Here is a 12,304-nt window from a genome sequence, read left to right on the forward strand (position 1 = left end):
CGCCCGCTGCTGAACCTCGCCGCGGGCGCGCTGTTCGGCTCCCAGCTCGGCCTGGGCGCGGCGCTGGGCGGCACGGTGCTGGGCGCCGGGCTGGCCTTCTGCCTGGGGCGGGCGCTCGGCCAGGAGGCGCTCCGTCCGCTGCTGCGCGGACGCTGGCTGAAGGCCGCGGACGCCCAGCTCAGCCGGCACGGCTTCCGCTCGATGCTGGCGGCCCGGCTGTTCCCGGGCATCCCGTTCGCCGCCTCGAACTACTGCGCCGCCGTCTCCCGCATGGGCCTGCTGCCGTTCCTGCTGGCGACGGCGCTCGGGTCGGTCCCGAACACCGCCGCCTACGTGGTGGCCGGCGCCCGCGCGTCGACGCCGACGTCCCCGGCCTTCCTGATCGCGCTGGCCTGCATCGCCGTACCGGGCCTGGCGGGCGCGGCGGTGGCGTGGCGCAAGCGGCACCAGCTGCGCGGACGGTGAGCCGGCCGGCGGTGCGTCAGACCCGCTCCAGGACCATCGCGTTGGCGAGTCCGCCGGCCTCGCACATGGTCTGCAGGGCGTAACGGGCGCCGCGTTCGCGCATCGCGTGGACCAGGGTCGTCGTCAGCCGGGTGCCGCTGGCGCCGAGCGGATGGCCGAGGGCGATGGCGCCGCCGTGCACGTTGACCCGGGCCAGGTCGGCGCCGGTCTCCTGCTGCCAGGCCAGGACCACGCTGGAGAACGCCTCGTTGACCTCGAACAGGTCGATGTCGTCGAGCGACAGGGAGGCGCGGCGCAGCACCTTCTCGGTGGCCGGGACGACGCCGGTGAGCATCAGCAGCGGGTCGGATCCGGTGACGGCGAAGGTGTGCAGCCGGGCGAGCGGGCGCAGGCCGAGGCGGGCGGCGGTCTCGCCGGACGTGATGAGCACGGCGGAGGCGCCGTCGTTGACGGGGCTGGCGTTGCCCGCGGTGACGTTCCACTCGATCTGCGGGAAGCGCTCGGCGAAGACCGGGTCGTGGTAGGCGGACCGCAGGCCGGCCAGGGTCCCGGTCGTGCTGTCCGGCCGTACGCACTCGTCGAGGGCGACGCCGTCGAGCGGTGCGACCTCGGCGTCGAACAGTCCGGCGTTCCAGGCTTCGGCGGCCTTGCGGTGCGAGGAGACGGCGAAGGCGTCCATCTGCTCGCGGGTGATCGACCACTTGGCGGCGATGAGTTCGGCGCTGATGCCCTGCGGGACGAGCCCTTCCGGGTAGCGCTCGGCGACTCCGGGCCCGAAGGGGTCCTTGCCGGCCGGCACGTTGGACCACATCGGCACCCGGCTCATGGACTCCACGCCGCAGGCGACGACGAGGTCGTACGCGCCGGAGATGACGCCCTGTGCCGCGAAGTGCACGGCCTGCTGGGAGGAGCCGCACTGGCGGTCCACGGTGGTGGCCGGGACGGACTCCGGCAGGCCGGCGGAGAGGACGGCGTAGCGGGTGGTGTTCATGGCCTGCTCGCCGACCTGGTCGACGGTGCCGCCGATGACGTCGTCGATCAGCGCGGGGTCCACGCCGGAGCGCTCGACGAGGGTGCGCAGGGTGTGGGCGAGGAGTTCGACGGGGTGGACGTGGGCGAGGGCGCCCTGCGGCTTGCCCTTGCCGATGGGGGTGCGTACGGCTTCGACGACGACTGCGTCACGCATGGTGCGGGCCTCCTTGGCCGGGGCCGGTTCAGGACGACGTACCAGTGAGTAGGAAATCCGAACTCACCATAGCCCTGTGAGTTGGAAAAGCAAACCCTCCTCTAGACTCGGCCGTATGGCCGCCTCCAAAGACCCGCGTCCCTGTTCGATCGCCGACACGCTCGCGCTGGTCGGCGAGAAGTACTCCCTGCTCGTCCTGCGCGAGGTGTGCCTGGGCAACGGCCGCTTCGACCAGCTGGTGCGCAACATCGGCGCTCCGCGCGACATCCTGGCCACCCGGCTGCGGCGGCTGGTCGACGCCGGGATCCTGGCCAGGCACCCCTACAGCGAGCGTCCGCAGCGCTTCGAGTACCGGCCCACCCGGGCGGGGCTGGAACTGGAGCCCGTCCTGCTGACCCTCAAGGAGTGGGGCGACCGCCATCTGCACCAGGACGGTGACCTGCCCATGGTGCTCGAGCACGCCTGCGGCAACGAATTCGTCCCGGTCGTCACCTGCCGGGCCTGCGGCGACGAGGCGCGCCACGAGGACCTGACCTCGCATCCGCAGGCGCCGGGATGGACGGTGAGCGGCCCCACGGCGGCCTGAACCGTCGCTTTCCGCCAAGGGCGGGGCCGCGAAACCTCCTATGGCGGGACTGTTCATCTTGGGGCGCTACGCTTCCCCCTCGGCGCGCCCGATCATCGATCACCGCCCACGGCGGTGCGGTGCGCCGTCGCCCGTCCCACGATCGGCACTTGGACTCCGCTACCTCATGTCTTGGTTCGAATCACTCATCCTCGGACTCGTCCAGGGGCTGACCGAGTTCCTGCCCGTCTCCTCCAGCGCGCACCTGCGGCTGACCGCGGCCTTCTCCGGCTGGGAGGACCCGGGCGCGGCCTTCACCGCGATCACCCAGATCGGCACGGAGACCGCGGTCCTGATCTACTTCCGCAAGGACATCGGGCGGATCCTGTCGGCCTGGACCCGCTCGCTGACGGACAAGGAGATGCGCCGCGACCAGGACGCGCGCATGGGGTGGCTCGTCATCGTCGGCTCGATCCCGATCGGTGTGCTCGGGGTGACGCTCAAGGACCAGATCGAGGGGCCGTTCCGCGATCTGCGGCTCACCGCGGCGATGCTGATCGGCATGGGCATCGTGCTCGGCGTCGCCGACCGCCTCGCGGCGCGGAGCGAGAGCGGCGGTCGGCACCGCGTGGCCAAGCAGCGCAAGGAACTCAAGGACCTGAGCGTCAAGGACGGCCTGATCTACGGCGTCTGCCAGGCCATGGCCCTCATCCCGGGGGTCTCCCGCTCCGGCGCCACCATCAGCGGCGGCCTGTTCATGGGCTACCGGCGCGAGGCCGCGGCCCGCTACTCCTTCCTCCTCGCCATCCCCGCGGTGCTGGCCTCCGGGGCGTTCGAACTGAAGGACGCCGCGGAGGGCGGGCACGTCTCCTGGGGCCCGACGTTCTTCGCGACGGTGATCGCCTTCGTGACCGGGTACGCGGTGATCGCCTGGTTCATGAAGTTCATCTCCACCAAGAGCTTCATGCCGTTCGTCTGGTACCGCATCGCGCTCGGCGTCGTCATCATCGTGCTGGTCGCCATGGGCACGCTCAGCCCGCACGCGGCGGAGTCGGCGGGCTGAGCCCCGACGGGGAACACGCCTCACCGGCCGGGACGTGCCCCGGCGAGAACGTGACTCGGGCACGTGACCGAAGACATACGGTGCGCGTAGCCGTCCGGTAGCGCACTGTCAGTCCATGGCCCTAGGCTTGTCCGCATGTCCCCCGATTTAGTGACCCCTGGTTCCGCGCGGTCCGCCGCCGAGGTCAACGAGCAGATCCGCGCGCTGTGGCTGCGCGCGGGCGGGTCCCTGTCCGCCCAGGAGCGCGAGCAGTACGAACTGCTGGTGGTCGAGTGGGCGGCGGCGATCCGCGGCCGGGTCGTCAAGGCGGCCTGACCCTCCCCCTCCCCGCGCCGCGGCTCAGCGCCCGCCCGCCACTCTCAGCACCGTCCCCGTGGTGTACGAGGCCTCCGGCGACATCAGCCACGCCACGGCCGCCGCGATCTCCTCGGCCTGTCCCGCCCGCCGCAGCGGGATGCTCCCGGCCATCTCCCGGACACGGTCCGGAGCCCCCATCGCGGCATGCATCTCCGTGTCGATCAAGCCCGGAGCGACCCCGTTGACGCGGACGCCGTCCGGACCCAGCTCCTTGGCCAGACCGAGGGTGAGGGTGTCGACGGCTGCCTTGGTCGCCGCGTAGTGGACGTACTCGCCGGGGCTGCCCAGGGTGGCGGCCCCCGAGGAGATGTTCACGATCACGCCCTCGCCCCGGGGCGTCATGAGCTGCGCCGCCCGCCGCGAGCACAGCAGCGTGCCGATGAGGTTGACGTCGACGACCCGTCGCAGGGTGTCCGTCCCGACCTCGGTGAACCGTCCCAGCGGCCCCGTCACCGCCGCGTTGTTCACCAGCCCCGTCAGCGGCCCGAGCTCCCGCTCCGCCACCTCGAAGAGGTGGTCGACATCCGCTTCGGCGGACGTGTCCGCGCGCACGGTCACGGCCCGCACCCCGGCCGCCCGCACCCTCTCCGCCACGTCCTCGGCGGCCGCGGCGTCCCGGACGTAGTTCACCGCCACGTCGTGCCCCTCCGCCGCGAGCCGCAGACAGGTCGCGGCACCGATCCCCCGGCTGCCACCGGTGACCACCGTGACGAGACGCTTCATGAGTACCTCCAGGCGAAGAACGCGAAGACCGCGGGACGAAGATCCTCAGGCTCGCAGACGCGCGGGCACGTCGTCACCGAGGGGGCGCTCCCCGGACGCCTCCCGGCCGGTCCCCGCGGCCGGCACGCTCTCCCGGTCCTTCTCCGTGCCCGTCCGCAGCGGTGCGCCGTCCGCGGGAAGGACGGTCCGGTCCACGTCGAGCCGTGGTCACGGACCCCCCTCGGCCCCGCCCTCCTGGGCTTCGAGGAGTTCGTCGCCGTGCTCGACCACCCAGCGTCCGAGCGCCTTCATCGGCCCCTCGACCAGGCTCTGTCCCAAGCCGGTCAGGGCGTAGTCGACGCGTGGTGGCGCCTCGGCGTACGCGTGGCGCTCGACCAGTCCGTTCGCGAACAGACGGTGCAACGAGTCGGTCAGCACCTTGTCGCTGATGCCGCCGATCGCGGCGCGCAGCTCATGGCGCCGGCGCGGTCCCGCGCGAAGCGCCGCCAGCACAACGGGATCCCAGGTGTGGACGAAGAGATCGGTGGCCGCCCGCAGACGGCAATCGGCCACCAGCTCATGGCAGTGGGCGTCGTGATCGGTCATCTCGCCGCCCATCATCGCGCGCCGGTCACGCACCGATCGGTGCGTGACGCCTTCCTTACCGTGGCCGTCCGACCGGACCGCTACGGGAGAGGCACGGACGGATGCGCATCGGGATCCTGGGAACGGGGACGCTGGCGGCAGCCCTCGGCGAGGGCTGGGCACGTGCGGGGCACGAGGTGGCGATCGGCGGACGGTCGCGGGTCAAGGCGGAGGAGCTCGCCGAGCGGCTGGGCCGCGACGTGCTCGCCGTCGCGCCGCGCGAGGCGGTCACAGGACGCGACGCCGTGCTCCTCGCCGTGGCCTGGGACGGCGTCGAGGACATGCTGGAATCGGTGGGCGCGTCCGACGGCGTGCTGGAGGGGACGCCGTTGATCGACCCCACGAACGCCGTCACGCACGGCGTCGGCACTCTGCTCACCGGACACGGCGCATCGATGGCGGGACGGATCTCCGGGCTCGCTCCGGGGGCCCGGGTCGTGAAGGCGTTCCATCTCTTTCCCGCCGAGCGGTGGACGCGCCCGCCCGGTGGTGGCCGGCCACGGGTGACGGTGGCGATGTGCGGCGACGACGCGACGGCGTTGGACGTCGTCGGTGAACTGGTCCGTGACGTCGGCGGAGTCCCGGCGGTCCTGGGGACGCTGGGTCGCGTCCGCCAGTTGGAGGAGGTGGCGGGTTTCGTCATCGGCCTGGCCTTCGCGGGCTTCGACCCCGGCTCCGCCGTCCCTCACCTCCCCCCGCGCGACGGCTCGCGGGCGTAGGCGCGTGTGCGCACGCCGGGGCCCGTCATGAACCGGTTCGCGGGCACGGCGGGCCGGCGCGGCCCTGTGGGGAGGCCGGGCCGGACGCCGTCACGCGGAAGCCACCACCTCGCCGGCCATGATCTCGGGAGGGTCGGGAAGCAGTGACGCGAGGTTGTCCCGCACGAAGCCCGCGGCTCTCAGGATCGATTCCTCGGCGCCGGCCCGGTCCTGGAAGACGCTGGTCGAGACCATCACTCCGTCCCCGGCGTCGATCCAGTAGTAGGCCACGAAGCCTGCGACCTGTCGCATGAGCGGCACGAACCCCTCGTTCACGAGACGTGCCGCCTCGGCCGTGTCGGTCACTCCTTCGTACCGCCGGACTGCTGCGTACATCCCCAAGCTCCTCACGGCGTTCCGGACTCGTCCTCTGCCGGGACGTCGTACCCCTGCGCAGGCCGGCCGGCTCATGAAGCGTCCGGCAATCACCTGAAGGGCCACCTCGGGTGATCCGAACGGCGGCCGCCGGCCCGGACGCGGAGCCCTCCGCAGTCGCGCCACGAGACGGCCTCGACGCGAAGTGGCCGCTCTCCGGGGGCGGGCCCGGTGGACGGTGGCGGTGGGCCCGGCGCGGCGGGCGCGCGCCTCGGACTCCGGGTACTGATCGTTCGCGGCGTGCGGCCTCGGCCGCGCAGTGGGGCGAAGGCCGGTGAATATCCGCGCACGCCCCCTTGGCTGCGCACGTCCCATGGCCAACACTGAGCCGATGACGCAGCGTGTGGAGCTCGCGACCGTGAGGGACCGGCTGGCCGTGGACGGGCTCGTCACCGAGTACGCGGTGGCCGTGGACGACGGTGACTGGGAGGCGTACCGGGGGCTGTTCACACCGGACGGGCGGGCGGACTACCGCTCGGCCGGCGGCATCGAGGGCAGCGCCCGGGCGGTGGCCGGATGGCTGGCGGACCGTCTCGGGGGCTTTCCCGTGCGGCAGCACCTGATCGTCAACCGGCGGGTGCGGTTCGGGGTCTGGGAGCAGGACACCGGCGACACGGCCCAGGTGCAGGCCGACTACGTCAGTCCGATGGGCCGCACCGGGCAGGACGGCGCCTTCGCCGCTCCGGACTTCGTGTGCGGCGGCCGGTGCGCCTTCGCGATGCTGCGCACGGACGACGGCTGGCGGCTGAACGAGGTGGTCGTACGGGAGAAGTGGCGCCGCCCGCCCGACCGGCGGACGGCTCCCGTGAGCGGCTGACCCCGGCGTGCGCTGTCCCGGATCACCCAGGGGACGCACACTGGAGGCACCACGGGGTAGGGAGGCGCCTATGAAGACGCTCGGCCACTGGCTCACCTCCCCCTGGCGGCGCTCGACCGTCGCCGCGGTCGTGGGCGCCCTGCCCGTCCTGGCCTTTCCCGCCCCGTCCCTGTGGTGGTTCGCCTATGTCGCCCTGGTCCCGTGGGTGCTGCTGGCCCGTACCGCTCCCACGGGGAAACGGGCGGCCTGCGACGGCTGGTGGGGCGGGTTCGGCTTCATGCTGGCCATGCACCACTGGCTGCTGCCGAATCTGCACGTGTTCACGTTCGTCATCGCCGCCCTGCTGGGCGCGCTGTGGGCACCGTGGGGGTGGCTGGTGCGGCGGCTGCTCGGCGGGGTGCCGTCGCGCGGGCGGGTCGCGGCCGCGCTCGTCGTGGTGCCGTCGGGGTGGCTGACGATCGAACTCGTCCGCTCCTGGCAGGGGCTCGGTGGCCCCTGGGGCGTCCTCGGTGCGAGCCAGTGGCAGGTGGAGGCCGCGCTGCGACTGGCGTCGGTCGGGGGGACCTGGCTGCTCAGTTTCCTGGTGGTGGTCCTGAACGTCGCCGTGGCCGTGCTGGTCGCGGTCCGGCAGGCCCGGGTGCCCGCCCTGGCCGGGCTCGTCGCCACGGCCGCCGCCGCTTCCGCCGCCTGGGTCCTCTCGCCCCGGCCCGGCACCGACGACCGGGTGCGGATCGCGCTCGTGCAGCCGGGTGTCGTCGCCGGGCCCGACAGCCCGGACCGGCGTTTCGACCGCGAGGAGCAGCTCACGCGCGAGCTCGCCGGGCGGGACGTCGGTCTGATCGTCTGGGGCGAGAGCAGCGTCGGCTTCGACCTCGGGGACCGGCCCGACCTCGCGCGGCGGCTGGCCGCGCTGTCCCGCGAGACGGGCGCCGGACTCCTGGTCAACGTGGACGCCCGGCGGTCGGACAAGCCCGGTATCTACAAGAGCTCGGTACTGATCGGCCCGGACGGCCCGACCGGCGACCGGTACGACAAGATGCGGCTGGTCCCGTTCGGCGAGTACATCCCGGCCCGTTCCCTGCTGGGCTGGGCGACCTCCGTCGGCGAGGCGGCCGGCGAGGACCGACGGCAGGGCTCCGAGCAGGTGGTGATGGACACGGCGAACGGGCTGCGGATCGGCCCGATGGTGTGCTTCGAGTCCGCCTTCCCCGACATGAGCCGGCATCTCGCCGAGGACGGCGCCGATGTGCTGCTCGCCCAGTCCTCCACGTCGACGTTCCAGCAGAGCTGGGCGCCCGCGCAGCACGCCTCGCTCGGCGCGCTGCGTGCCGCCGAGACCGGCCGCCCGATGGTGCACGCGACCCTGACGGGCGTCTCCGCGGTGTACGGGCCGGGCGGGCGGCCCGTCGGCCCGCGGCTCGGCACGGACACCGCCGCCGCGCGGGTGTACGAGGTTCCGCTGGCGCACGGCACCACGCCCTACGTCCGCTTCGGCGACTGGCCGCTGTACGGGGCCCCCGTGATCCTCGCGGTCTGGGGCGTCACCGAGGTGCTGCGGGTCAGGCGGGGCGCTCGTGGATCCCTCGCAGCACCCGCTCGCACAGCTCATGGGTCGCCAGCGCGTCCCGGGCGCTGAGCACCTCGCCCGCGCGGACCGCGTCCAGGAAGGCGAGCACCGCCTGCTCGATGCCGCGCTGCCGCGACACCGGCACCCAGTCGCCGCGCCGGCGCACGGTGGGCTGCCCCTTGTGGTCGATCACCTCGGCGAGGTTGACCACCTGACGCTTGGTGTCCTGCCCGGAGACCTCCAGGATCTCCTCGGCCGAGCCGCTGAGCCGGTTCATCACGCCGAGCGCGGTGAAGCCGTCCCCGGAGAGCTGGAGCACCACGTGGTGCAGCAGCCCGTCCTCGGTGCGGGCGCGCACGGTCACGTCGTCGACCGTGCCGGGCACCAGGAAGCGCAGGGTGTCGACGACGTGGATGAAGTCGTCGAGGATCATCGTGCGGGGTTCCTCGGGCAGTCCGACGCGGTTCTTCTGCATGAGGATCAGCTCGCGCGGGTGATCGGCGCACTGGACGTAGCCGGGGGCGAAGCGCCGGTTGAAGCCGACGGCGAGGCTCGTGCCCCGTTCCTCGGCGAGCGCCACCAGCCGCTCGGAATCGGCGAGTTCGTAGGCGAGCGGCTTGTCGACGTACGTCGGCACGCCCGCCTCCAGGAGCCGGGTCACGATCTCGGGGTGGACCTCCGTGGGCGCGTGCACGAAGGCCGCGTCGAGGTCCTGGGCGATCAGGGAGCCGAGGTCCGCGTGGCGCCGCGCGGGCGGGAGGTGGAGGCCGTCGGCGACCCGGTCGAGGGTCGCGGGGGTGCGGGTCTGCAGGTGCAGTTCCACTCCGGGCTGGTGGGCGAGCACCGGAAGATAGGCCTTCTGCGCGATGTCACCGAGTCCGATGCAGCCGACCTTCACGGGGTGTTCTCCTCTAGCCATTGCCTTGCGTGGTGTGCTGCGAAGCATACGGCTGCTGCGGCGGGCACCAGCCTGCGATCGAGTCGAAGCCGCGCAGGAAGAGGGCCGGTCCGGCCTTCGACAGCGCGGCGACCGCGTTGTCGCGTACGGCGATGCCGACGCGGCTGGTCATCAGGTTGAAGCGGGCCACCCGCACGGCCCGGCGGGCGATCCCGGTGGTGCGGGGCAGCCGGGCCGCGGTGTAGGCGGGCAGGTCACCGGCGTGGTGGGCGAGGGTGATCGCGTCCTCGATGGCCTGGTTGCCGCCCTGGCCGAGGGTCGGCGGCATGGCGTGCGCGGCGTCGCCGACCAGGGCCACCCGGCCGTGGTGGTAGGCGGGCAGCGGCTCGGTGATGTGGTGGACGTCGTGGCGCAGTACGTCCTCGGGACGGACGGCGGCCAGTACGTCGGGGACCGGGGTGTGCCAGTCGCCGTAGAGCCGCAGCAGTTCGGCCCGCTCGTCGTCGGGGGCGCGCCCTCCGGCGGGGGCGACGGCGGCGGCGTAGGCGTAGACCCGGCCGTCCTTGAGCGGATGCGTGCCCCAGATGCGGCCCCGGCCCCAGGTCTCGTGGGAGGCGAACTCCACGCCGGGCAGCGGAATCACCACCCGCCAGGTGGTGAACCCGGCGTACACGGGCCCGGGGTGGCTTGGGAACAGCACGCGGCGCACGGCGGAGTGGATGCCGTCGGCCGCCACCACGAGGTCGGCCTCCAGTTCGCCCTCCGGGGTGCCGACGCGGGCCGGCCGGCCGGGGTCACCGGGGTCGAGGAGGCGGGCGTCGGCGGCCGTGCGGACGGCGTCCGACGGGAGCAGTGCGGCCAGGCGGCCGACGAGGGTGGCGCGGTGCAGCAGGACGAGGGGGCCGCCGAAGCGCTCGGTCGCCGCGGCGGCGCTGGTACGGGACAGCCACCTTCCGCCGGGCGCGCGCAGCCCTCCGTCGCCCTGCCAGGCGGACAGGGCCCGGATGTCGTCGCCGAGCCCGATGACGTCCAGCCCGCGCAGTGCGTTGGGTGCCAGGGAGATGGCCGCGCCGACGGGTTCCAGTGAGCCGGCCCGCTCCAGCACCGTCACCCGCACACCGCGCCGGTGCAGGGCGGCCGCCGCGGTCAGGCCGCCGATACCTCCACCGATGACGATCGCCCGCTCGAGACGTGCCATGACTCTCCTCCCACCGAAACTACATCTGTAGTGAGCTCCGGGGTCCAACGTACTACAGCCGTAGTGCGGCGGGTAGTTTGGCCTCCATGTCCGTACGCTCCGCAGGCGCCGCCCGTGCCGATCTCGTCGCCGACACCGCCCTCGCCCTGCTCGCCGGACGCGGGATGCGCGGGCTCACCCACCGGGCGGTCGACGAGGCGGCCGGCCTCCCCCAGGGGTCCACCTCGAACCTGGCGCGCACCCGGCAGGCCCTGCTGGAACTGGCGGTACGGCGGCTCGCCGAGCGGGAGGCACGGGTGCTCGCGCTGCACGAGATGCCCGACCCACGGGCCGGCGCCGGCTCCCTGGTGGACGCCCTGGCGCTGGCCGCCCACCGCGCGCTGACCGGCAACCGGGAGCTGACCCTCGCCCGCTACGAGCTGGCACTGGAAGCCACCCGCCGCCCCGAGCTGCGGGCGTACTTCGACGCGGCCGGCGCCCGGTTCCGCGATCGGCTGACAGCTCTCGTCACCGGACTCGGTTCCACGGATCCCGAGCGCCACTCGCTGTCGCTGATCGCCTGGGCGGACGGGCTGATGTTCTCCTGCGTGGCCGGTTCCTTCAGCGCGCGCGTGCCGAGCCTCGCGGAGGTGCGCTCGGATCTGGAAGAACTGCTGGCCGGAATGCTCGGGGCCGAAAAACCCTGGTGAAGTGGATCAGTTCCGGGCCAGGATGACGGCATGACGACCGAGCGCAGCGAACCCGCCAACGACGCCGACGAGCGCACCATGCTGGAGGGGTGGCTCGACCACCACCGCGACACCCTCGCCCGGAAGTGCGAGGGACTGACCGACGAGCAGCTGCGCACCGCGTCGGTGCCACCCTCGGACCTGTCCCTGATGGGCCTGGTGCGGCACATGTCGGAGGTGGAGCGCAGCTGGTTCCGCAGGGTGCTCGCGGACGAGGACGCCGGCCCCCTCTACTACGGCGAGGCCGACCCGGACGGCGAGTTCCACCTCACCGGGGCGGACACCTGGAAGGAGGCGTACGGCACCTGGCAGGCCGAGATCGCCGCCGCCCGGCGCAACGCGGCCGGTTTCGCCCTGGACGATCCCTCCCGGGGCCGTCACCGGTTCAGCGAGGACCCGTACAGCCTGCGCTGGATCTACACCCACATGATCGAGGAGTACGCGCGGCACAACGGCCACGCCGATCTGATCCGCGAACGGATCGACGGCGCCACCGGCGAATGACGTCACCCACGGCACCACCGGGGCCTCCGTACGGGGCGGGAGATCACCCGTGCGGGGCATGCTGTGCCCGTCCGGCCTCCCCGGGGCGGCCGGAGCCAGCAGAGTGGCGCGGGTGCATCGAACGACGACCACAGCAACGCTTCTGGTGACCGTGGCGGTCTCGGCCCTCTCGGGCTGCGTGACGGTCCACCGCCCCCTCGCGCCCGGACCGGCGACGGCACCGTCCCGGGGGTCGGAGCCACGTCCGGTGGGGGGCGACGAGACGGAGGTCGTGCAGGCACCGGCGCGCGAGGCCCTGGAGATGATCGGCCCGTCCCGGCCCTCGAAGACCCCCGCGCCCCCGTCGCGCCGCGCCGCTCCCGGGGCCACGCCGGAGCGGGACGCACCACCCGACGACCGGAACGGGCAGGCCCGGCGGGCCCGTCCGGGAACCGGCGGGAACGGCCGGCCGCGGCCTCCCGCGACGGACCTCCCCG

17 protein-coding genes are annotated in these 12,304 nt (G+C 73.2%); 10 read left to right on the forward strand and 7 right to left on the reverse strand.

All coding sequences use genetic code 11. The annotated features are described in order from the left end of the window. The coding region (locus B7767_RS04185; protein ID WP_143652198.1) for a TVP38/TMEM64 family protein at positions 1 to 465 on the forward strand (465 nt) is incomplete at its 5' end. Between the two features lie 16 nt (positions 466 to 481). Here B7767_RS04185 and B7767_RS04190 read toward each other — a convergent pair. After that, positions 482 to 1,651, reverse strand: a complete 1,170-nt coding sequence (locus B7767_RS04190; protein WP_085570924.1) for a thiolase family protein — start codon at positions 1,649 to 1,651, stop codon at positions 482 to 484. Between the two features lie 115 nt (positions 1,652 to 1,766). On the opposite strand from B7767_RS04190, the gene B7767_RS04195 reads away from it, so the two are divergent. The 3 genes from B7767_RS04195 (at position 1,767) to B7767_RS04205 (ending at position 3,594) form a co-directional block, all read left to right on the forward strand. Continuing rightward, positions 1,767 to 2,237, forward strand: a complete 471-nt coding sequence (locus B7767_RS04195) for a helix-turn-helix domain-containing protein (RefSeq protein WP_085570925.1) — start codon at positions 1,767 to 1,769, stop codon at positions 2,235 to 2,237. A gap of 166 nt (positions 2,238 to 2,403) precedes the next feature. Further along, positions 2,404 to 3,279 carry an undecaprenyl-diphosphate phosphatase gene (locus tag B7767_RS04200; protein ID WP_085570926.1) on the forward strand — a complete coding sequence of 292 codons (876 nt, stop codon included), beginning with the start codon at positions 2,404 to 2,406 and terminating at the stop codon, positions 3,277 to 3,279. A 135-nt stretch (positions 3,280 to 3,414) separates the two neighbouring features. Continuing rightward, on the forward strand, positions 3,415 to 3,594 hold the full coding sequence (locus B7767_RS04205) for a hypothetical protein (protein WP_085570927.1): 180 nt from the start codon (positions 3,415 to 3,417) through the stop codon (positions 3,592 to 3,594). 24 nt (positions 3,595 to 3,618) lie between these two features. Here B7767_RS04205 and B7767_RS04210 read toward each other — a convergent pair whose 3' ends face one another. From B7767_RS04210 to B7767_RS04215, 3 genes are read right to left on the reverse strand one after another with little or no spacing between them, the layout of a single operon-like run. Next, positions 3,619 to 4,359 (reverse strand): SDR family NAD(P)-dependent oxidoreductase, encoded by a 741-nt coding sequence (locus B7767_RS04210; RefSeq protein ID WP_085570928.1) that lies wholly within the window; start codon positions 4,357 to 4,359, stop codon positions 3,619 to 3,621. 45 nt (positions 4,360 to 4,404) lie between these two features. Further along, entirely contained in the window at positions 4,405 to 4,554 is a 150-nt protein-coding gene (locus B7767_RS46150) for a hypothetical protein (RefSeq protein WP_179167028.1), read from the reverse strand. Positions 4,555 to 4,566: 12 nt separating this feature from the next. Continuing rightward, positions 4,567 to 4,977, reverse strand: coding sequence for a helix-turn-helix domain-containing protein (locus B7767_RS04215; RefSeq protein ID WP_085570929.1), 411 nt, complete (start codon positions 4,975 to 4,977; stop codon positions 4,567 to 4,569). 68 nt (positions 4,978 to 5,045) lie between these two features. Between B7767_RS04215 and B7767_RS04220 the strand changes: the two genes are divergently transcribed. Further along, positions 5,046 to 5,702: an NADPH-dependent F420 reductase gene (locus B7767_RS04220; protein WP_085570930.1), complete on the forward strand. Its 657-nt coding sequence runs from the start codon at positions 5,046 to 5,048 to the stop codon at positions 5,700 to 5,702. Between the two features lie 90 nt (positions 5,703 to 5,792). On the opposite strand, the gene B7767_RS04225 is transcribed toward B7767_RS04220, so the two are convergent. Continuing rightward, entirely contained in the window at positions 5,793 to 6,077 is a 285-nt protein-coding gene (locus B7767_RS04225; RefSeq protein WP_085570931.1) for a hypothetical protein, read from the reverse strand. Between the two features lie 370 nt (positions 6,078 to 6,447). Here B7767_RS04225 and B7767_RS04230 point away from each other — a divergent pair, with 370 nt between their 5' ends. Further along, complete coding sequence (locus tag B7767_RS04230; RefSeq protein WP_085570932.1) at positions 6,448 to 6,933, forward strand: nuclear transport factor 2 family protein; 486 nt, start codon at positions 6,448 to 6,450, stop codon at positions 6,931 to 6,933. A 70-nt stretch (positions 6,934 to 7,003) separates the two neighbouring features. Then, positions 7,004 to 8,569, forward strand: a complete 1,566-nt coding sequence (gene lnt / locus B7767_RS04235) for an apolipoprotein N-acyltransferase (RefSeq protein WP_085570933.1) — start codon at positions 7,004 to 7,006, stop codon at positions 8,567 to 8,569. On the opposite strand, the gene B7767_RS04240 is transcribed toward lnt, so the two are convergent. Then, positions 8,493 to 9,398, reverse strand: coding sequence for a Gfo/Idh/MocA family protein (locus tag B7767_RS04240; RefSeq protein ID WP_085570934.1), 906 nt, complete (start codon positions 9,396 to 9,398; stop codon positions 8,493 to 8,495). The two genes, lnt and B7767_RS04240, sit on opposite strands and share 77 nt — an antisense overlap. A 13-nt stretch (positions 9,399 to 9,411) precedes the next feature. Then, positions 9,412 to 10,596, reverse strand: a complete 1,185-nt coding sequence (locus B7767_RS04245) for an FAD-dependent monooxygenase (protein WP_085570935.1) — start codon at positions 10,594 to 10,596, stop codon at positions 9,412 to 9,414. Positions 10,597 to 10,682: 86 nt separating this feature from the next. Between B7767_RS04245 and B7767_RS04250 the strand changes: the two genes are divergently transcribed. The 3 genes from B7767_RS04250 to B7767_RS47740 all read left to right on the forward strand — a co-directional run. Next, positions 10,683 to 11,285, forward strand: coding sequence for a TetR/AcrR family transcriptional regulator (locus B7767_RS04250; RefSeq protein ID WP_085570936.1), 603 nt, complete (start codon positions 10,683 to 10,685; stop codon positions 11,283 to 11,285). 30 nt (positions 11,286 to 11,315) lie between these two features. Further along, positions 11,316 to 11,828: a DinB family protein gene (locus B7767_RS04255; RefSeq protein ID WP_085570937.1), complete on the forward strand. Its 513-nt coding sequence runs from the start codon at positions 11,316 to 11,318 to the stop codon at positions 11,826 to 11,828. A 58-nt stretch (positions 11,829 to 11,886) separates the two neighbouring features. Further along, positions 11,887 to 12,304 (forward strand): hypothetical protein (locus B7767_RS47740; protein ID WP_373408188.1); only part of this gene is annotated, 418 nt, incomplete at its 3' end.

It is taken from the genome of Streptomyces sp. 13-12-16 (assembly GCF_002114215.1).
Lineage (GTDB): Bacteria > Actinomycetota > Actinomycetes > Streptomycetales > Streptomycetaceae > Streptomyces.

What these genes read in the sequence shown, in the direction of transcription:
- B7767_RS04195 (WP_085570925.1), top strand. Translation starts at nt 1,767, where the DNA reads ATGGCCGCCTCCAAAGACCCGCGTCCCTGTTCGATCGCCGACACGCTC.
- B7767_RS04225 (WP_085570931.1), bottom strand. Translation starts at nt 6,077, where the DNA reads ATGTACGCAGCAGTCCGGCGGTACGAAGGAGTGACCGACACGGCCGAG.
- B7767_RS04230 (WP_085570932.1), top strand. Translation starts at nt 6,448, where the DNA reads ATGACGCAGCGTGTGGAGCTCGCGACCGTGAGGGACCGGCTGGCCGTG.
- B7767_RS04200 (WP_085570926.1), top strand. Translation starts at nt 2,404, where the DNA reads ATGTCTTGGTTCGAATCACTCATCCTCGGACTCGTCCAGGGGCTGACC.
- B7767_RS04190 (WP_085570924.1), bottom strand. Translation starts at nt 1,651, where the DNA reads ATGCGTGACGCAGTCGTCGTCGAAGCCGTACGCACCCCCATCGGCAAG.
- B7767_RS04205 (WP_085570927.1), top strand. Translation starts at nt 3,415, where the DNA reads ATGTCCCCCGATTTAGTGACCCCTGGTTCCGCGCGGTCCGCCGCCGAG.
- B7767_RS04255 (WP_085570937.1), top strand. Translation starts at nt 11,316, where the DNA reads ATGACGACCGAGCGCAGCGAACCCGCCAACGACGCCGACGAGCGCACC.
- B7767_RS04210 (WP_085570928.1), bottom strand. Translation starts at nt 4,359, where the DNA reads ATGAAGCGTCTCGTCACGGTGGTCACCGGTGGCAGCCGGGGGATCGGT.
- B7767_RS04250 (WP_085570936.1), top strand. Translation starts at nt 10,683, where the DNA reads ATGTCCGTACGCTCCGCAGGCGCCGCCCGTGCCGATCTCGTCGCCGAC.
- B7767_RS04245 (WP_085570935.1), bottom strand. Translation starts at nt 10,596, where the DNA reads ATGGCACGTCTCGAGCGGGCGATCGTCATCGGTGGAGGTATCGGCGGC.
- B7767_RS04220 (WP_085570930.1), top strand. Translation starts at nt 5,046, where the DNA reads ATGCGCATCGGGATCCTGGGAACGGGGACGCTGGCGGCAGCCCTCGGC.
- lnt (WP_085570933.1), top strand. Translation starts at nt 7,004, where the DNA reads ATGAAGACGCTCGGCCACTGGCTCACCTCCCCCTGGCGGCGCTCGACC.